At 66.4% G+C, this 19290-nt stretch carries 16 protein-coding genes and 1 pseudogene; 7 read left to right on the plus strand and 10 right to left on the minus strand.

What is annotated here, in order from left to right; all coding sequences use genetic code 11:
- The first annotated feature begins 17 nt into the window (after positions 1-17).
- The 7 genes and pseudogenes from AL346_RS15710 (at position 18) to AL346_RS15745 (ending at position 8047) form a co-directional block, all read left to right on the plus strand.
- The gene (locus AL346_RS15710) at positions 18-1364 is read left to right on the plus strand and encodes an LLM class flavin-dependent oxidoreductase (protein ID WP_053193839.1); all 1347 of its coding nucleotides are present in this window, start codon (positions 18-20) and stop codon (positions 1362-1364) included.
- On the plus strand, positions 1361-2548 hold the full coding sequence (locus tag AL346_RS15715; RefSeq protein WP_019404559.1) for a M20 aminoacylase family protein: 1188 nt from the start codon (positions 1361-1363) through the stop codon (positions 2546-2548). Before AL346_RS15710 ends, AL346_RS15715 begins: the two co-directional genes overlap by 4 nt.
- Positions 2549-2575: 27 nt before the next feature.
- The gene (locus AL346_RS15720) at positions 2576-3121 is read left to right on the plus strand and encodes a GNAT family N-acetyltransferase (protein WP_026015551.1); all 546 of its coding nucleotides are present in this window, start codon (positions 2576-2578) and stop codon (positions 3119-3121) included.
- Positions 3122-3138: 17 nt separating this feature from the next.
- Positions 3139-5007 (plus strand): annotated as a pseudogene (locus AL346_RS25910) (amino acid ABC transporter permease/ATP-binding protein).
- Between the two features lie 91 nt (positions 5008-5098).
- The gene (locus AL346_RS15735; protein WP_019404555.1) at positions 5099-6052 is read left to right on the plus strand and encodes an ABC transporter substrate-binding protein; all 954 of its coding nucleotides are present in this window, start codon (positions 5099-5101) and stop codon (positions 6050-6052) included.
- Between the two features lie 25 nt (positions 6053-6077).
- Positions 6078-7007: an ABC transporter substrate-binding protein gene (locus tag AL346_RS15740; RefSeq protein WP_019404554.1), complete on the plus strand. Its 930-nt coding sequence runs from the start codon at positions 6078-6080 to the stop codon at positions 7005-7007.
- Positions 7008-7024: 17 nt separating this feature from the next.
- Positions 7025-8047, plus strand: coding sequence for an LLM class flavin-dependent oxidoreductase (locus AL346_RS15745; RefSeq protein WP_019404553.1), 1023 nt, complete (start codon positions 7025-7027; stop codon positions 8045-8047).
- 61 nt (positions 8048-8108) lie between these two features.
- On the opposite strand, the gene AL346_RS15750 is transcribed toward AL346_RS15745, so the two are convergent.
- The 10 genes from AL346_RS15750 to AL346_RS15795 all read right to left on the minus strand — a co-directional run bounded on the left by AL346_RS15750 (position 8109) and on the right by AL346_RS15795 (position 19265).
- Complete coding sequence (locus AL346_RS15750; protein WP_019404552.1) at positions 8109-8711, minus strand: alkylhydroperoxidase domain protein; 603 nt, start codon at positions 8709-8711, stop codon at positions 8109-8111.
- A 22-nt stretch (positions 8712-8733) separates the two neighbouring features.
- Complete coding sequence (locus tag AL346_RS15755) at positions 8734-9351, minus strand: CMD domain protein (protein ID WP_019404551.1); 618 nt, start codon at positions 9349-9351, stop codon at positions 8734-8736.
- Positions 9352-9377: 26 nt separating this feature from the next.
- Entirely contained in the window at positions 9378-10439 is a 1062-nt protein-coding gene (locus AL346_RS15760; protein WP_019404550.1) for a putative FMN-dependent luciferase-like monooxygenase, read from the minus strand.
- Entirely contained in the window at positions 10436-12094 is a 1659-nt protein-coding gene (locus AL346_RS15765; protein WP_019404549.1) for an ABC transporter ATP-binding protein, read from the minus strand. The genes AL346_RS15760 and AL346_RS15765 overlap by 4 nt, the downstream gene beginning before the upstream one ends.
- Positions 12091-12951 (minus strand): ABC transporter permease, encoded by an 861-nt coding sequence (locus tag AL346_RS15770; RefSeq protein WP_156332773.1) that lies wholly within the window; start codon positions 12949-12951, stop codon positions 12091-12093. Before AL346_RS15770 ends, AL346_RS15765 begins: the two co-directional genes overlap by 4 nt.
- Positions 12948-13892 carry an ABC transporter permease gene (locus AL346_RS15775; RefSeq protein ID WP_019404547.1) on the minus strand — a complete coding sequence of 315 codons (945 nt, stop codon included), beginning with the start codon at positions 13890-13892 and terminating at the stop codon, positions 12948-12950. The genes AL346_RS15770 and AL346_RS15775 overlap by 4 nt, the downstream gene beginning before the upstream one ends.
- Positions 13893-13964: 72 nt before the next feature.
- Complete coding sequence (locus AL346_RS15780) at positions 13965-15530, minus strand: TIGR04028 family ABC transporter substrate-binding protein (protein WP_245303237.1); 1566 nt, start codon at positions 15528-15530, stop codon at positions 13965-13967.
- Between the two features lie 380 nt (positions 15531-15910).
- Entirely contained in the window at positions 15911-17293 is a 1383-nt protein-coding gene (locus AL346_RS15785) for an FAD/NAD(P)-binding protein (RefSeq protein ID WP_019404545.1), read from the minus strand.
- Between the two features lie 69 nt (positions 17294-17362).
- Positions 17363-17812 (minus strand): Rrf2 family transcriptional regulator, encoded by a 450-nt coding sequence (locus AL346_RS15790; protein WP_019404544.1) that lies wholly within the window; start codon positions 17810-17812, stop codon positions 17363-17365.
- Positions 17813-17912: 100 nt separating this feature from the next.
- On the minus strand, positions 17913-19265 hold the full coding sequence (locus AL346_RS15795) for an LLM class flavin-dependent oxidoreductase (protein WP_019404543.1): 1353 nt from the start codon (positions 19263-19265) through the stop codon (positions 17913-17915).
- Between the last annotated feature and the right edge of the window lie 25 nt (positions 19266-19290).

Genomic DNA, 19290 nt, shown 5'->3' on the forward strand with positions numbered 1-19290 from the left:
GCGAGCGGAGCAGCGCGATGAGCACCAATGACATCAGGTTCGGCATCATGTTGAACGGTGCCGGTGGCCATATGAATTCCTGGAAACATCCAAGTGGTCCGGCGGATGCCAGCGTCAATCTCGATTTCTACGTCGAGACAGCGCGCAAGGCCGAGGACAACGGCATTGCCTTCGCCTTCGTCGCTGATGGGCTCTACATCAACGAAAAGTCCATCCCGCACTTCCTCAACCGCTTCGAGCCGCTGACGATCCTGTCGGCGCTCGCCACGCGGACGTCGAAGATCGGCCTCGCCGGCACCGTCTCGACCTCCTATTCGGACCCTTTCACCGTGGCGCGCCAGCTGGCGTCGCTTGATCTCATCAGCGGTGGCCGTGCCGGCTGGAACGTCGTGACGACGCCGCTGGAAGGCACAGCCAGGAACTACAGCCGGCAGCACCCGGAGCATGCGCTGCGCTACGAGATCGCCGACGAATATCTGACGGTCGCGCAGGGCTTGTGGGACAGCTGGGATGATGACGCCTTCGTCCGCGACCGCGAGAGGGGGCAGTTCTTCGACAGCAGCAAGCTCCATGCGCTCGATCACAACGGACGTTTCTTCCAGGTCGCCGGTCCGCTCAACATCGGCCGCTCGCCGCAAGGGCAGCCCGTCATCTTCCAGGCGGGATCCTCGGAGGCCGGCATCGGTCTGGCCGGCAAATATGCGGATGCGGTCTTCACCCATTCGCCCTCGCTCGAGGAGACTCGCGCCTTTCGCCAGCAGGTGAGGGCAAGTGCTGTAGCCCACGGCCGCCATGCCGACGACGTGAAGATCTTTCCAGGCATCGCTCCGATCGTGGGGGCGAGCGACGCCGAGGCGGAGGCGAAATACCGTGTGATCCGCGATCTCATCTCCATCGAGGAGGCGCTCGCCTATCTCGGCCGCTATTTCGATCATCACGACTTCAGCCAGTACCCGCTGGACGCGCCTTTCCCCGACATCGGCGATCTCGGCAAGAACAGCTTCCGTTCCACGACAGACCGCATCAAGGCGAACGCGCGCCGCAACGGCTCCACCCTGCGCGACGTGGCGCTCGAGGTAGCGACGCCGAAGCCCAACTTCATTGGCGCGGGCGAGACGGTCGCGGGCGAGATCATCCGCTGGATCGACGAAGGGGCGGCGGACGGCTTCATCCTCGGCTTTTCCGTCATCGCCGAGGGGTTCGACGATTTCGCAGTCCACGTGCTGCCGGTGCTGGAGGCGCGCGGCCGCTACGCCCGCACGCTACCCGGCAAAACGCTGCGCGACCATCTCGGCCTGCCGCGCAAGGAGAGCCGCTATGCCGTCGGTGCGCCCGTGCCGGAGCAGAGGCGAGCGGCGCGATGACCGGCCGACTTTCCGGCATCGAGCGCGCCACGGCAGTCCAGGCGGCGATTGGCGCCTTCGCCGTTGAATTCGTGGCGTTGCGGCGCGACCTCCACCGGCACCCGGAACTGGCCTTCGAGGAGCATCGCACGAGCGCCATCGTGGCGGAGTTCCTTGCACGCTGGGGATATGAGGTGACCGCCGGCATCGGCGGCACCGGCGTCGTCGGTACGCTGCGGCGCGGCAACGGGCTGCGGCATCTCGGCCTCCGGGCCGACATGGACGCGCTGCCCATCACCGAGGCGACGGGGCTGCCCTGGGCGAGCCGGCAGACGGGCGCGATGCACGCCTGCGGCCATGACGGGCACACGGCGATTCTGCTCGCCGCGGCACGGCACCTCGCCGAATCCGGCGACTTCAACGGCGCGCTTACCGTCATCTTCCAACCCGCCGAGGAAATCGGCGCCGGTGCGCGGCGCATGATCGGGGAGGGGCTCTTTGAGCGCTTTCCCTGTGATGCGGTTTTCGGCCTGCACAATTGGCCCGGCCTTGCGAACGGCCGCTTTGCCGTCATCGACGGCCCTGCAATGGCCGCGGTGGACAAGGCGCTCGTGACGGTGTGCGGCAAGGGCGGCCATGGCGCGGCCCCGCACGAGACGGTCGATCCCGTCGTGGCGAGCGCCCATGTGATCACCGCATTGCAGAGCATCGTGGCGCGCAACGTCGATCCGCTCGACGCCGGCGTCGTCACGGTGGGTGCCATCCACGGCGGCTCGGCTTCCAACGTCATTCCCGACAGCGTGGAGATGAAGCTCACGCTGCGCTCCTTCCGGCCGGAGGTGCGTGCGCTGCTTGAAGCGCGTGTGCCGGCGCTGGTGCGCGCCCAGGCCGAAAGCTTCGGCGCCACGGCCGAGGTGACGTATCAGCGTGGCTTCCCGGCGGTCGTCAACCGTCCGGGCGACGCCGAGATCGTGCGTTCCGTCGTGGCGGAGAGCCACGGCGTGGCTGCGATCGCCGGCGATTTCCGGCCACGGACGGCGAGCGAGGACTTCGCCTTCTTCCTCGAAGAAAGGCCCGGCGCCTTCATCTTCGTAGGCAACGGCGACAGCGCGCCCTTGCACAGCCCGGCCTACGATTTCAACGACGCAAACCTCATCCCGGCGGCGACCGTCTGGGTCAGGCTCGCCGAGAGCTTCCTTTCCTGATCGACCATCTGTCGCGAGGCGATGCGCATGACCGACCAGTTCATCTACACGACCCCGCTCGATCCCCGCGCCACACCGCTGATCGAGGACCTGATCCACGAATATGACAGCCGCTACGGCGATCTCTTCGACCGCGAGGGGGCGGTCGTGGAGCTCAACCGCTATCCGCCCGAGGCGTTCGCGCCGCCGGAGGGAAATTTCCTGCTTCTCCTGCGCGACGGAGAGACCATCGGTGGCGGCGCCTTCAAGCGCTATGACGCGACGACAGCGGAGTTCAAGCGCATCTGGACACGCCGCAATCTGCGTCGGCAGGGCCTGGCGCGCCGGCTCCTCGCGGAGCTCGAAGCGCAGGCGCTCCGTCAAGGCTACGCGCGCATCTATTTAACTACCGGTTTCCGGCAGCCGGAAGCGACGGGGCTTTATCTCACCTCCGGCTATCGGGCCCTCTTCGATCCCGACGAGGGCCTGGCGGTTCGGCGCAAGCTTCCCTTCGAGAAGGTGCTCGGTGTGGGGAAAGAACCGGTCGACCTTGCTCGCGCCGGCCCCGTGTCAACGAGCGTTCCTGCGGCCTGAGGTGTGGAGGACATCCCATGAGCGCTTCCACCGACTTTGCCGACTTCAAGAAGATCGCTTCACCCCAGACGGAGGCGCGTGCTCGCGGCGACTATTCCCACTATCGCGTCGTGCCCGCGCGCTATCCGGCCCGCACTGTCGGCACCGTCTTCTCGCTCGTCATCATCGCTGCGGTGCTGAATTCCGTCCTCGGCAATCCGCGCTGGGGTTGGGACGTTTTCGCCGAATGGTTCTTCGCCGCACCGGTGCTCGAAGGTCTCGCTCGCACACTGGTGCTGACGCTCCTTGGCGCGCTCTTCGGCTTCGCCTTCGGAACGGTACTGGCGCTGGCGCGCGTCTCCCGCTCGCCGCTGCTCTCTGGCCTGTCGTGGACCTATATCTGGATCTTCCGATCGATCCCGCTGATCGTCCTGCTCCTCATCCTCAACAATCTGGGCTATCTCTACGAGACGGTCTGGCTCGGCGTTCCCTACACGGACATCACCTTCTTCAGCTACGCGACGACGCAGCTCATCAGCCCCTTCGCGGCCGCCGTCATCGGTCTTGCGCTCAATCAGGCGGCCTTTGCTTCCGAGATCATCCGCGGCGGCATTCTGTCCGTCGACCAAGGCCAGCTGGAGGCGGCCGCGGCACTCGGACTGCCGCGCACCCACCAGGCACGCCGCATCATCCTGCCTCAGGCGATGCGGACCATCCTGCCGACAGCCTTCAACGACATCATCGGCCTCGCGAAGGGTACCTCCAACGTCTACATCCTTGCGCTGCCGGAGCTCTTCTACACCATCCAAGTCATCTATCGGCGCAATCTCGAGGTCATTCCGCTGCTGATGGTGGCAACGGTCTAGTATCTCATCATCCTCACGGTGTTGTCGATCGTACAGGCGCAGGTGGAGCGGCACTTCGCCCGCGGTGCCCTGCGCAATCCGCCGCCGACATTGCTCTCGCTGCTGCTCGCCCGCCTGCGTCCGCATCAGACCGCGCAGGAGGTCACCGAGAGGCGCGCCGAGGCGGCTGAGCGCGGCACGGCTCCCACGCTGCCTGCAATGGATTCTGGCCTGCATGGCCGCGTGTCGGCCGTGTCGGAGGTGCGCCGGCAGGCCGCGGCCTTCCCCCGGCGGCAGGGAGCGGTCGGCGAGATCACCATCCACCAGGTGTCCAAGAGCTTCGGCCATCTCAAGGTGCTTGATGACGTGACGCTGAGTGTTGCCGCCGGCAGCGTCACCGCCATCCTCGGGCAGTCCGGCTCGGGCAAGTCGACGCTGCTGCGCGCCATCAATCACCTGGAGCGGGTGGATGACGGATTCATCGCCATCGACGGGGAACTCGTCGGCTACAGGCAGGAGGGCGACACGCTCTACGAATTGAAGGAGCGGGACATCCTGCGGCGCCGGATCGAAATCGGCATGGTCTTCCAGACCTTCAACCTGTTCCCCCATCTCACGGCCCTGGAGAACGTCATCGAGGCGCCGATGGCCGTGCGCGGCATCGGCCATGCCGAGGCCGAGGCCGAGGCGCACGATCTCCTCGCCCGTGTCGGGCTCGCCGACAAGGCGCTGGCCTATCCCCGCCAGTTGTCTGGCGGTCAGCAGCAGCGCGTCGCGATCGCGCGGGCTCTCGCTCTCAAGCCCAAGGTCCTGCTGTTCGACGAGCCGACGTCGGCGCTCGATCCCGAGCTCGTCAACGAGGTCCTCGACGTCATCAAGGAACTCGCGCGGTCGGGAACGACACTCGTCATCGTGACGCATGAAATCGGCTTCGCGCGCGAGGTCGCAGACCAGGTGGTCTTCATGGAACGGGGACGCGTGCTCGAGACCGGAACGCCGGAGAAGGTCTTCAACCGGCCGGACCACGTCCGCACGGCCGAGTTCCTCGCCAAGGTGCTCTGAACCGCCTGCCGGCGTGTCGCCCGAAGGCTCGCTTCATCCGTGACGGCGCGGGTATGGCCGCGCTCACCCTCATCAACCGAAAGGATTGTTCATGACCAGCAACCGTTCCAGCCGCCTGTCGAAGCTCGCCGCGCTTGCCGTGGGCGCCCTCGTCGCAACCGTTTCGATCCCGGCTCCTCAGGCCGGGGCGCAGGAGGTCGATCTGAGCCCTGCGCAGCCGGGCCGCATTCGCGCCGAGAAGGTACCGGAGGCCATCGCGCGGATTTCGCCGGAATACAAGTTGGTGACGCCGGGCAAGCTTACCGTCGCCTCCGTTCCCGGTCGCCTGCCCTTCGCGGTCTATGCGACGGACGCCAGGACCCCCGTCGGCTCCGAGCCGGATCTTGCGCAACTCGTCGCCGACAGCCTCGGCCTCGAACTGCTGCTCGTCCCCGTCGCCTGGGCCGATTGGCCGCTCGGCCTTCAATCAGGCAAGTTCGACGCGGTCATCCATAACGTCACTGTGACGGAGGAACGCAAGGCCAAGTTCGACTTCTCCAGCTATCGGCAGGATCTGCTCGGCTTCTACGTCGCCACCACGAGCAAAATCACGGAGATCAGCAAGCCCGAAGACGTGGCCGGGCTCAAGATCATCGTCAGTTCCGGCACCAACCAGGAGCAGATCCTGCTGCGCTGGATCGAAGATAACAAGGGCAAGGGCCTGCCGGTGACCGAGGTACAATATTACGACGACGAGGCGGTGCTCGACCTCGCCCTGCAGTCGGGCCGCGCCGACGCCTATCTCGGTCCAAACGCCACCTCGGCCTTCAAGGCGGCGCGGGAGAAGAAAACACGGCTCGTTGGTACCTTCGCCGGGGGGTGGCCGGCGACCGCCGAAATCGCGGTTGCCACCCGCAAGGGCGCAGGTCTTGCCGATGCCGTGACCACGGCGCTCAACGCGCAGATCAAGAACGGCAACTACGTCAAGCTGCTCTCCCGCTGGTGCCTCTCCTCCGAGGCGGTCGAGCAGTCGCGCACCAACCCGCCCGGCCTTGCCAAGTTCTGACCCCACGGCCCTAAAGGATACCGTCATGAGCCTTCGCATCGCCGCGAGCGTGGTCATTCTGGCGGTGCTCGCCGCCCTGTCTCCGGCAACAGCCCAGCCCGCCGGCTTCGACTTCTCGTCCGAACAGAGTGGGCGCCCGCGCACCGGAAAGAACGAAGCGGCCATCGCCGCCATAGCCAAGGATTTCAAATTCGTCGAGCCAGGTGTGTTCACGGTGGCGATCAACCCGGGCGGGCCACCGCTCGCCACCTACGCCACCGACGCAAAGACCGTGATCGGCGCCGATCCGGATATCGCGCAACTGATCGCCGACAGCCTCGGCTTGCGGCTCAATCTCGTGCCGACCGCCTGGGCGGACTGGCCGCTCGGCCTCTCGTCCGGCAAGTACGATGCGGTGATCTCGAATGTCGGCGTCACCGAACAGCGGAAGGAGAAGTTCGACTTCTCCACCTACCGGCAGGGCCTGCACGGCTTCTTCGTCCGCGCCGACAGCCCAATCGGGTCGATCACGGAACCGAAGGATACGGCCGGCCTCAGGATCATCGTCGGCGCGGGAACGAACCAGGAGCGCATCCTCCTCGCCTGGAGCAAGGCCAATGTCGCGGCCGGGCTGAAACCACTCGAGCTGCAATATTTCGACGACGAGGCGACCCGTTTCGTCGCACTCGCTTCGGGTCGTGCGGATGTGATCGTCCAACCGCACGCGCAGCTCGTCTTCATTGCGGCGCGCGATCGCAACATCAAGCGGGTAGGGACGCTCAGTGCCGGCTGGCCGGAGCGCTCGGACGTCGCCATCACCACGCGCAAGGGCAGCGGGCTTGCAGAAGCGCTGACCATCGCCGTCAACGGCCTCATCGCCACGGGCAGCTACCGCGAGGCGCTCGCCCGCTGGGCGCTACTCGACGAAGCGCTCGATAAATCTGAGACCAATCCCCCGGGCCTGCCGAAATTCTGAGGCTGGGTGACGCCGCCATGCCCGTTTCCCATGTCGCTTTTCTCACCCCAGGGAATTATCCCGAGGCTGATCCACTGGCCGGGCTGGAGGCCACCCTGCAGCTCTTCGCCTTTGGCGAAGAGCTTGGCTTCGACAGTGCCTGGGTGCGTCAGCGCCATCTCGAACGCGGCGTTTCTTCCGCCGCGACCTTTCTTGCCGCCGCCAGCCAGCGTACGCGCCGCATCATGCTCGGCACTGCGGTTATCCAGATGGGGTACGAGAATCCATTCCGCCTTGCCGAGGACTTAGCGACGGCGGATCTGCTGTCGCGTGGCCGGCTCAATGTCGGGCTCAGCGCCGGCCCGCCTGCCTATGCGGATTTGCTGGGCTCACGTTTCCTCGACGGTGCTGTCGACGCCGTCGATTATTCCCACAACCGCCTGCTGCGCCTGCGCGACAACATCGTGGCGGAGCCGATCGGCGGGGAGGATGTCGTCGTGCTGTCCCCCGCCGGTCCGCAACGTGCGCGCCTGCATCCGCGGGCGCCAGGGCTTGCCGAGCGGCTCTGGTATGGCGGTGGCTCTCTCGGCTCGGCAGAATGGGCGGGCCGGAACGGCTTCAATCTCCTGATCGGTAACATCGTGCGCGGCGAAAAGACGGACGACTTCTCCGAAGCACAGCTTGCGCAGCTGGACGTTTTCCTCGCGGGATGGACGGCGCCGCGGCCGCCACGCATTGCTCTTGGTCGGGTCGTCATACCCCTTGACGGCGCCGATGAATCGGCTCGCCGCCGCTACCGTGCCTATGCCGACAGCCGCCAGGCGCGCACGCGTTCGCCCCAAGGCGAGCGCCGCACGCTCTTCGCAGACGATGTCGTCGGCATGTCCGACGACATTCTTGAGAAGCTGCGCCGCGCTCCGGTCCTGCCGCGCGTTGACGAGTTCAGGCTCGAGCTCCCCTATGACTTCACCGAGGCCGAGTACCGACAGATCCTGAGCGATTTCGTTACCTGGATCGCCCCTGAGCTCGGCTGGCGACCGGCGTCGCTTTCTGCTGCATAGTGTGTGGACCAGAAGCGAAACATAGCAGGAGCACCGGCCACAGCCGGTACTCCTGCTCGTCTCATGCAGGCAGGGATGGCTCACCGAGCGACAGCATCAGCCGGTTCGCCCAGTTGAAGAAGGCGGCGCCATGGATGGCGTCTGCGATCTCCAGGTCGTCGAGGCCGGCATCCTGCAATCTCTCGATGTCGGCCGGACCGAAGGCGAGCGGTGTTGCGGTCAGGGCGACCGATGCGGCGATGATGGCGTTCCATCGCGGATCGATGTCCACGGCAACACCCTCGTCGAGCAGGCGCTGGACGTCGTCGCGGCGCTTGGAATATTGCGCCGCGAAGCGCGCGTGGACCGAGGCGCAGTAGATGCAGCCGTTAAAGCGCGAGGTGGCAGTCGCGGCGAGCTCGCGCTCGGCCCGCGGCAGGCCTGCGCCGACATTGTAGAAGATGTCCTTGTCGGTCCGCGTGCGGGTGCCGAGGATGTCGGGATCACGGGCGAGCAGCATGAAATAGGGCGACTTGGCGCGGCCGGCATCGACGAGCCCCGCCCAGTGCCGCTCCGTGAGGTCCTTCTCGGCGAGGGGTTCGAGCCAGGGGAACCAATCGAGCTCTGCCTGAGTGAAGATGGCGGGCGCGTTGACGCCCTGATGCGACAGCGTGGCCTCGGTCATGGTGGGCTCCAGTTCAGCGGTTTCAGGCGGCGGGTGCGGGCGCAGGAACGGCAGCGAGCGCCTTGAGCCCGGCCACCACGCGCAGTTGGAAGGAGAGGAAGGCGACGATCTGCGACAGCGTCACGATCTCGGTCGTCGAGAAGCCGGCGTCGAGGAGCTTCTGCAGTGAGGCCGCGGCTGCATCGCGAGGCCTGTAGACGAGGAGGTGGGCATGTTCGAAGGCGGCTGAGAGACGCGGTCCCAACGCTGCCTGAACAACCTCCGGCACCTGAAAAACGTTGCCTTCCGTGTTCTCGATGCTGAGGGGGCCGGCCGGATAACGGCCGCCTGGGCCTTGCGATCGGCCGGCGTCGGTGGCGATCCCCACGGCGGCGGGAAGGGTGTCGTCGAGTGCCGTTTCGCGCAGTTGGAGACCATAGAAGGCTAGGGCCGGGGCTGCGCCGTGCAGGCCGGCAACGAAGGCAGCGACCGCGAAGCGCTCCTTGAGCGTCGGGCGGCCCGGATCGGTCGGTTCGAACAGGGCGCGATAGCTCGCCTGAGCGTTCTCGCGCGTCAGCGGGCGCTCGCCCCGCAGGCGGTCGAGCCGAGAGCCGGCTTCGATACCTGCCAGATGGTCTATGATGTCGGGACCGATGTTCATGGTGTTGCGCTCCAGTGAATGGGCAATTACGGGCGTGTGGCTACGATGGTCGGGCGGCTCACAACAGGCGGAGCCGGTGCGCGACGTTTCCAACCGAGGGCCGGGGCGACCTCTTGCGCAAGGAGCGCGATGGAGCGCAGCACGTAAGGTGCGGGCGGGTCGGCCGGGTGCACCTGGAAGACGAGATCCGTGGCGCGGGCGAGAGCGCTGTCGGCGCTCAGCGTGGCGATAACATCGTCAGGCGTTCCCACGTGCAGATCCCGACGGGCAATGATCTCGGCAAGCGAGCCTTCAGGAGCAGGCTGGCCGGCCGCCCGCAGGCGTGCGGCGGCGCGTTCGAGGCCGATCTCCGCCAGCCTGAGCGCCTCGCCGCGGTCCTCGGCGACGAAAAGGCTCCGCGAGGCGAGGATGCGCGGCTCGCGCGCTACCGGCAGGGCCGCCAGATAGGCATCAATGATCGGATTCTGGATCGCGTCGAGGGTAAGATCCGGCGCTTCGGCAGGGCGTGGCTGCGTGCGCGACAGCATCAGGCCATCGCCGGTCGCGCCGGCAAGGTTCGCGCCGAAGGCGGAAAAGGTCGCGAGCCAGACATGGTCGAGGAGTTGGGGGGCGTCCGGATGGAGCCGGTTGCCGGCCCCGAGGTCCTCGCCGGCCCAGGCCTTACGGACGACGTCGAGGTGGCGGCCGTAGATCTCCCCCCGCTTGTCCGCCGGGACGCCGAACGCCTCGAAGGATTCGCGCGTACCTCCTGTGCCGAAGCCCACCTCGAGGCGTCCGCCGGACAGGATGTCGGCGACGGCCGTGTCTTCCGCCACGCGCAGAGGGTTTTCCATCGGAAGGGTGATGACCCCGGTGCCGAGGCGGATGGTGGAAGTCCGCGCCGCCACATGGGCGAGAAAGACGGCTGGCGACGGCAGACCGCCCTCGTCGGCATGGAAATGATGCTGCGCGACCCAGGCGGTATCGAACCCGAGTTCCTCGGCGCGGCTGATCTGCGCGGCAGCCAGCCGGTAGCGCTCCGCCGGTCCGGTCTCGTCGAGAAGGCGGGTAAAGAAGCCGAGCCGCTTGCGGTGGGGAACGTGCGTCATCTGTCCGATCCCGGTGAAAGGGTGCGCGCTCGCTCGACGCCCGTCCGGCCCGGGATGGCGGCGAGGAGATCGCGCGTGTAGGAACTCGTCGGGGCGTGAAAGATCCGTTCGACCGGCCCGCTCTCCACCTGTCGTCCGCGATGGAGCACGGACACGCTGTCGGCGATCTGCCGGACGACGGCGAGGTCATGTGAGACGAAGAGATAGGTCAGTCCCAGGTCCCGCTGCAGCTCGTCGAGAAGCTTGAGGACCTGGGCCTGCACGGTGACGTCGAGAGCCGACACGGCCTCGTCGAGGACGAGCACCTGCGGCTCGAGCACGAGCGCGCGGGCAATCGCAACGCGCTGGCGCTGACCGCCGGACAGGGCATGCGGTGCACGCCCGAGGAGCGTTCGGGAAAGCCCGACGCGGTCGAGGAGGCTTTCGACGCTGCGGCGGCGCTCGTCCTTCTTGCGCTTGTCGAAGTTGAGTAGCGGCTCCTCGATGATCTCGAACACGTTTTGGCGCGGATCGAGCGACGCGAAGGGGTTCTGGTAGACGAGCTGAATCTTGCGCCGGAACCGCCGCAGGTCCGCTCGGTGCAGCGCCGCTATGTCCGTGCCGTCGACAAGGATGCGGCCGGCGGTCGGCTTCTCGAAACCGACGATGCTGCGGATTGTCGTGGTCTTGCCCGAGCCGGATTCGCCGACGAGCGCGTGCGTCGTGCCGCGGCGGAGCCTGAAGCTGATGCCATCGACGGCACGGAAGGTCCCGCCATCGGCGAGCGGGAAATCATGGGTGAGATCTTCGACGATGACGGCGAAGTCGTCTGCCTCGTCCCGCTCCCGGATCGGTTCCGGTCGGGGCTGGCGGCGCACCGTCATGTCGAGCGAAGGGGCATCAGCGAGGAGGCGGCGGGCGTAGGCGCTGCGGGGGGCCGCGATGAGCGCGGCGGTCGGGCCCTCCTCCTGGATACGCCCGCCCTGCATGACGACGAGGCGGCCCGCGCGATCGGCGGCGACGCCGAGGTCGTGGGTGACGAGCAGAACCGAGGTGCCGAACTCCAGGCGCAATTCGTCGATCAGGTCGAGGATGCGCCTTTGCACCGTCACGTCGAGGCCGCTTGTCGGCTCGTCGGCGACGATGAGCTCGGGCTGCAGCGCGACCGCGATGGCGATGAGGACGCGCTGTTTCATCCCGCCGGACAGCTCGTGCGGATATTGCCGTGCCCTGAGCTCCGGCTCGGTCAGGCCGACGCGCGCCAGAAGCTCGACGACGCGCGATGCGATCGCCTTCTTGTCCCGCCAGCCGTGGATCTTGAGGATCTCGCCAACCTGGGCGCCGATGGTGCGGATGGGGTTGAGGGCGCTGCCGGGATCTTGGGGAATGAGGCTGATGCGGGCGCCGCGGATGGCATCGAGGCGCCGCGACGGCCAGCGCGAGATGTCGGTGCCGTCGAGCCGGATCTCGCCTTGGTCGATGCGGCCGTTCCCGGGCAGAAGGCCGATCACGGATTGCGCCGTCGTCGTCTTGCCCGAGCCGGATTCCCCGACGAGCGCCACCACCTCGCCGCGATGGACGTCGAGTGAGACCCCGTGCACGACGCGGCTCCAGTCGTCCTTCTCCCGATAGGACACGGACAGGTCGCGGATGGAAAGCAGAGGCGTCCCGCTCATGGCGTGCTCCTGCCGACCGCGCGGCTGATGCGGTTGGCCGACAGTACGACGGCGACAACGACGAGGCCGGGCGCGGCGGTGAGCCACCAGGCGGAGGAGATATAGTTGCGCCCCTCGGCGATCAGCAGGCCCCATTCTGGTGTCGGCGGCGGCGCGCCATAGCCGAGGAAGCCGAGCGTGGAAATGGACAGGATGGCGCTGCCGAACTGCAGCGCTGCGAAAGCGAAGGCCGAGGTCAGCGAGTTCGGCAGCACATGGCGCCACAGCACGGCGGCGTAGGTGCCACCGCTGCCGAAAGCCGCTTCCACATATTCGCTGCGCCGCACGCGGATCACGTCGGCACGCACGAGCCGCGCGAAACCGGCCACTGAGGCCGCGCCCACCGCAACCGCTGCATTGATGGTGCCGAAGCCGGTGAGAATGATGATGCTGAGCGACAGGAGCAGTGCCGGCACAGCGAGGAGCACATCCACGATCCGCATCAGGGTGTCGTCGACAAGCCCGCCGATGGAACCGGCGACGAGGCCGAGCATCGTGCCGGCGACGAGCCCGATCGCGACCGCCACGAGAGCGCCCGAGAGTGAGTGGACGGAGCCATGTACGATGCGCGCAAACAGGTCGCGCCCGAGGGCATCCGTGCCGAGGAGATGGTCTGGGCTCGGCGGGCGCAGCTTCTCCGCAGGGACGCCGACCGTCGCGCTGTATTCCGTGAAGAGCGCGGGTGCGGCGGCCCACAGCACGACGAGGGCGATGACGAGCCACGCCAGGACGAGGCCGGGCGAGGCGCCGCGCAGGCGGTCGAGATGGCCGGGCCCGCGCCCGGAAAAGGCATTGGTGACTGCGGGGGGCGTTGTCATGCCGGAGCACCTGTCTTCGATCTCAGACGTGGGTCGAGCAGCGGGGAAGCAAGGTCGACGAAGAGCGTGATGACGACGAAGGCGACGGCGCAGAAGAGAACGACCGCCTGCAGGACGGCGGCATCCTGATTGCCCACCGCCTTGTGGGTGAGGGCGCCTATGCCGTTGAGCCCGAAGACGGTCTCGGTCACCACCGCGCCTGCGAGGAGCTCGCCAAACAGGACGCCGGCGATGGCGAGCGTCGGCAGGAGCGCGTTGCGCAGCACGTGTCGCCAGAAGGCGAAGGCACGCGAAGCGCCTTTGGCCCGGGCAACGGTCACGAAGGGCTGGTGCGCCACCGCATCGAGGTTGCGCATGAGGATCTGTGCGAGCGGCGCCGAGATCGGCACGGCGATGGTCGCGACCGGCAGGATCAGCGCTTCCCAGGGTCCCGGATTGATGACGGATACCAGACGCAGCCGGAACGAGAATATCTGGATCAGCATGATGCCGAGCCAGAACACCGGCAGCGAGATGAAGAGCGAAGGCAGGGCCTGTATCGCCGAGCGTAGCCAGGCGAAGGTGGCGAAGGTCGAGAGAAGGGTAACGGCGAAGGCGAGCACGACCGCGGCCAGGAACGCAAGGCAGGCCAGCCGAAGCGTGGCGGGGAGGTTTTCGGCAAGGAGCTGCCGCACCGGCACGCCCGCCTGTATGGAATAGCCGAAATCGCCACTCAGCACATTGCCGAGCGCGTGCAGATATTGGGCGGTGACGGACCGGTCTGCTCCATAGGACGCACGGATGTCGGCGATCTGCTCCTGGTTCAGTCCGAAGTCCGGATTCAGGAACTTGATGAGGACGGCATCGCCGGGCAGCGCCTGCAGCAGGACGAAGGACAGCGTGAAGGCTGCCCAGAGCACCACGAGAGCCTGCCCGATCCGGCTGATGAGATATCGCGACATGATCGTCTGTTCCGGAAGATTCCGAGGCCCATCGGACCGGAAGCGATCGCTCCGGGTCCGATGGCGGCATTGTCACTTGTCGAGCCAGGTGCTGTAGAAGCTCGGCCGCGCCACCGCGTCGAAGGCGAGGCCCTTCACATGGGGCGCCGCGGCGAAGGCCTGCGGCTCCTCGAAGATCGGGATCTGGTAGGCCTGTTCGATGATATAGGCCTGCACCTCGCGGGTGAGGGCGAGGCGCTTTTCCGGGTCGGTCTCGGCGGCGATCGCCTCGAGCCTGCCGTTGAGCGCTTCGTCCACGAAGCTCTTGATCTTGTCGCTCAGGCCGCCCTTCTGCCGCAGCACGTCCCGGTTCGCCGGGTGAAAATTGCTCTTGATTACGTCCGGATCGGCCCGGCCCACCATGGTGTGGGCGACCGGCGTCTTCAGCGGATCGAGCAAGTCGACAGCGATGCTGCCGGAATCGGCGTTGAGGACGTTGAGCCTCACGCCGATCTGGGCCCATTGCTGCGCGACGAGCTGCAGCATGGCCTTGCTCTGCGGCTGCGGCAGGGATTCGTAGATGGAGAGCTCGAGCTTCACTCCATCCCTGGCGAGGATGCCGTCGTGGCCCGGTTGCCATCCTGCCTCGGCCAGCAATTTCTTCGACCTCTGCGGGTCGTAGGCGAGCCTGGCGGACTGGTCCTCGTATCCGACGGCTGAGGAGGCGATGACGGACGTCGCCTTTGGATAGTGTCTGGAGAACAGGGTGTCGACGATCTCTTGCGTGTTCGTTGCGTGCAGGAGGGCCTTGCGCACGCGCGCATCCGCCACAAGCGGGTTGTCCGGCCGGAATACGAGGGCATTGTTCACGCCGCGCGTCGACGGCGCATAGATCAGGAAGCTCTGCGCCTCCACCTGCGGCTCATCATAGGCCTGAATCTGGCGGATGACGTCAGCCTGCCCTGAGAGCAGAGCGCCGATGCGCACGCTGTCTTCCGGTGTGACGATGAAGGTGATCCCGTCGAGATAGGCGCGTCCTTGATGGGCCAGCCTGGCCGGTCCCCAGTTGTAGTCGGTGCGCGCCTTCAGCTTCAGTTCCTTTCCGAGCGTCTCGCGCTCGACGACGAAGGGGCCTGAGCCGATAATTTTGGTGGCGTCGCCGAGCTCGTCGAAGCTGCGATCGAGCGTCGCGGGCGAGACGAGCCCGGAGCCGATGACGGCGGTGCCCTGAAGGAATCCGGGCGAAGGCCGCTTGAAGACGAACTTCACCGTGAGATCGTCGATGATCTCGCTGTGATCGTAGTTGTTGATCACCTCGGAGACAGGGAATTTTCTGCTCTTGTCGCCGCGGCCATACGTATCGAAGTTCCTGGCGACGGCCCGTGCATCGAGCGGCGTACCGTCGGAAAAGGTGACGCCGGGGCGGATCTTGAACGTGTATTCGGTCAGCGTGTCATTGACCGTCCAGGACGTGGCGATCCACGGTTCGATCTCGAGTGTCTGCGGGTTCTGATAGGTCAGCTTGTCGGTGATCTGATTGAGGATGCCGCTGTTTGGATAGAACCCGCCGGCCGGCGGATAGAGATTGGTGTGGGCCTGCTGCTCCAGATAGATGAGCGTGCCGCCTGTCACCGGTTGCGCCAAGGCAGGCGCAGCCATCGCCAGGGAGGCGAGGGACAGAGCATAAAGACCTGCGACAAGCAGAGAACGTCTCGTTGCGAAGGATGAAGTACCGCTCATCGGATCACCTAGAATATGACGTTGTTGCGGCCTTGGCCGGACGGCAGCTCTCCGCTCCGGCAGACGGATGTCGTGACTGCCCCGAATCGGCCCTAGCGACGCCGTTGCGTCGCTGGGGCCGACGCGACGCAAGGCATCGGTGCCAAGCCATCACAATCTATTAAATCCATAATGTCTACTGAATTAATATAAATAAGCTCGATTGTGGATGCCGCTCAGGCTGAGAGACACCGGCACATACCCGCAACTGCTTGCCTTCGCCGGGCTTCCGGCCTGTCCCCTCAGGCGAGACAGTGCACCTATAAAGGTCGCGTCGCGGCGTTATGGGTGGCCGTGTCATGGAGAATGCGCCGAGCGAGCCGGGAGCATTGCGTCCTGATGTCGGGGACGGCGACGATTTCCCAGAAGGCGGCGCGCGTGACGGGGCCGATGGCGAACAGCCGCGTGGATGCCCTGCCATCATCGGCGATCAGTGCTCCGTCCGTCGCGACGTCGAGCCCGATGGCGAGCGGGTCGATCCGTGCGTGGCCACTGGCGAAGAGGGAGCGCAGAAGCGGGTTCTTCGTCTCCCGGGGATTCGTCACAATGCCGGTACACGACACGATCGCGTCGACATCGAGCGTCTCCTCGCGTCGCTCGCCCCGACGACGGAAGCGCACCCGTGCCCCGCTGCCGCGCTCCTCGCTCGCGACCATCTTCCCGGCGAAAAGCTGGACGCGGCCGGTCGCCAGCGCCGCCCTGAGCCGCGTGTCGACCTCCGGGGGCGTGCGGTGGCGATGAACGTCCCACCATGCACGGGCGTGGGCCATGAAGCGCCGCTTCGAGCCTTCCGAGAAACTCTGCCAGATGCGTTGCGTATGCGGGCGCAGTCCATCAATGACGCTGCGCCAATCCTCGCCGCGTCCCTCGGCCCAGGCGATCGTCTCGCGCAGCCAATGCATGAAGTAGCTGATATCGGTGCCGAAGGGAATGTCGGCGGCATCGATGGTCATCGGCGCCACGCGGCGATGCACCTGCGGCAGGAGGCCCCGGCGCGACATCGCGACGATGGGGCCGCGGTGCCCCGCATCGAGGAGCGACAGCACATAGTCCACCATCGTGAGCCCCGTGCCGAGGATGAGCACCGTAGCCTCGGGATCGATGCCGGAAACGGACGGCGAGACCCATGGGCTGACGTGGCAGCCGTCCTGGCGCGGTTCCTCGTGGCCGGTAGCGAGGACCGCGACGTGGCCGGGGACGCTGGTGCCGTCGTCCAGACGCACCTCGACCCCCAAGGGCCGCTCGGCGATATCGATGCAGGTGCCCTGTACGATCGACAGCCGCCCGGGCCGACCGGTACCGGGCAGGTGCGGTTCGATGAGGCTGCGCAAATAAGACCCATAGGCGCTGCGCGGGGCGAAGAAGAACGGTTCGGCGTCTTCGGTACCCGCGAGCCTGCCGGTTCTGACGAGCCAATGCCAGAAGTGCTGCGGCTCGTCGGCGAAGGCGCCCATATTGGCGGCCGCCACGTTGAGCAGGTGGTTGCTGCTCGGGGCCGAGAAGGCGACGCCGGGACCGGGCTCATCGCGCTGCTCGATCAGGGTGATCCGGAGATCGGGGAGCGGCTCGCGCAGCAGATGGCAGGCAAGCAGGGTGCCGCTTGCACCGCCTCCGATGATGATCACGCGCGGGGTCGACAGCATGGGCCTCTCCAGGTTCGTCCGCGTTCTCTGTCGCCGGAACGAGGAGGCGGGCGGGCCCGCGAGGCGCCGTCAGATGTGGTAGATGAACTCCAACTCTCTGACGGTGCCGAGCGCGCGCATGTCCGCGAGACTGCGCTCGTCCAGCACGGCTGCGATGGCGTTACGCACATCCAGCATCATCAGGCGCACGGAGCAGTGCTCCTCCGAGGCGCAGTCGTCGCAAGGCTCGTAGCGTGTACGACTGGCGCAAGGGATCGGCGCCAAAGGTCCATCGAGGACCCGAATAACCTGCCCCACAGAGATGTCGTGAGCGGGGCGGGCCAGGCGATAGCCGCCCTGCTTGCCCTTGCGGCTCTGAACGAAGCCGGCATTGCGCAGTTCGGCGAGAATCGCGTCGAGAAACTTCTTCGGAATGCTCTCCGCTTCGGCAATGTCCGAAACCTGTGCTAGTTCCTCACGTCCGAGACCTGCAAGGTGGACAAGGGCCTTGAGGCCATACTTCCCTTTTTTTGTCAGCATGATACGGCGGCAGCGTCCAGCGGGAGGGTATTATTTCTAGGTAAGTTATAGAAATAATAGGGCCTTTGCCCCGCTCCGTCGAGCGGCCACCGTGCCGCAGCTACGCGAATTCGAGCACCTGTCGCGCCGGATCGAAGAAGCGGTTCGCCGGACGCTCGAGCCCGTAGTGATCGCGCAGGGTGCGGCCGTCATAGCGTGTCCGGAACAATCCGCGTTTCTGCAGGATCGGGACGACCTCCTGCGCGAAGACATCGAACAGATAAGGAAGGATCGGCGGCATCACGTTGAAGCCGTCGGCGGCGCCGCTCTCGAACCAGTCCGCAATGATGGCGGCAATCTGCTCGGGCGTGCCGACGGCGGTCAGGTGCCCCCGCGCCCCCGCTAGGCTGTGGAGCAGGGCGCGCAATGTCGGGCGCTCGCGCCTGACGAGGGCGATGATCACCTCCGTGCGGCTGCGGGCGGCCTGGACGGTCTCGGGATCGGGGAAGTCGTCGACCGACAGCACAGCGTCGAGGTCGAGATGGGAGAAATCGTGCCCGCCGAAGCGATTGGACAGGTGCTCGAGCCCGACGGCCGGAACTGTCAGCTCGTTGAGCTCGCGGTTGAGGCGCTCGGCTTCCGCCTCGGTAGAGCCGAGCACGGGGCTGATGCCGGGCAGGATGACAATCTCGTCCGGCAACCGCCCGAGGGCAGCCGCCTGATCCTTGATGTCGGCGTAGAAGGCGGCGGCGGCCGCCTTCTCGAGATGGGCCGTAAAGATCGCTTCGGCATGGGTGGCAGCAAAGCGCCGCCCGGTCGTCGATGAACCCGCCTGGACGAAGACGGGCCGGCCCTGGGGGGGCCGAGCGATGTTCAAGGGGCCGCGCACCTTGTGCCAGCGCCCGACGTGGTCAATGCGCCGGATGCGCGCCGGCTCAGCGTAGCGGCCCGCGCGGCGATCGTCGCGAACGGCATCGTCGGCCCAGCTGTCCCAGAGTTTGGAGACGACCTCTACGAACTCGGTCGCTCGCTCGTAACGCTCGGCATGCTCGATCTGGTGGTCATAGCCGAAGTTCGGCCCTGCGCCCGTGACCCAGGAGGTGACGATGTTCCAGCCGATCCGACCGTTGCTGATGTGATCGAGCGAGGCGAACTGGCGCGCGAGATTATAGGGCTCGGTATAGGTCGTCGAGGCGGTGGCGATAAGGCCGAGCCGTTCAGTGACGCCGGCGAGGGCCGCGAGCGTCGTCAGCGGCTCGAGCCCGCCGCGCGCGTTGTGCTCGACTTCGTGACCGATGGCAAGCGCATCGGCGAAGAAGATTGCGTCGAACAGGGCGGCCTCGGCGCGGCGCGCCAGATCCTGATAATAGCTGATGTCCGTCAGGGACTGCGGCGTGGCGGCAGGATGGCGCCAGGCGGCCTCATGGTGGCCGCGACCATGGACGAAGAGATTGAGGTGGAGCTGTCTGGTCATGACGGTTCTCCCGGGTCGGGTTGCG

Source organism: Chelatococcus sp. CO-6, from assembly GCF_001271345.1.
In the GTDB taxonomy this organism is placed as follows: domain Bacteria; phylum Pseudomonadota; class Alphaproteobacteria; order Rhizobiales; family Beijerinckiaceae; genus Chelatococcus_A; species Chelatococcus_A caeni.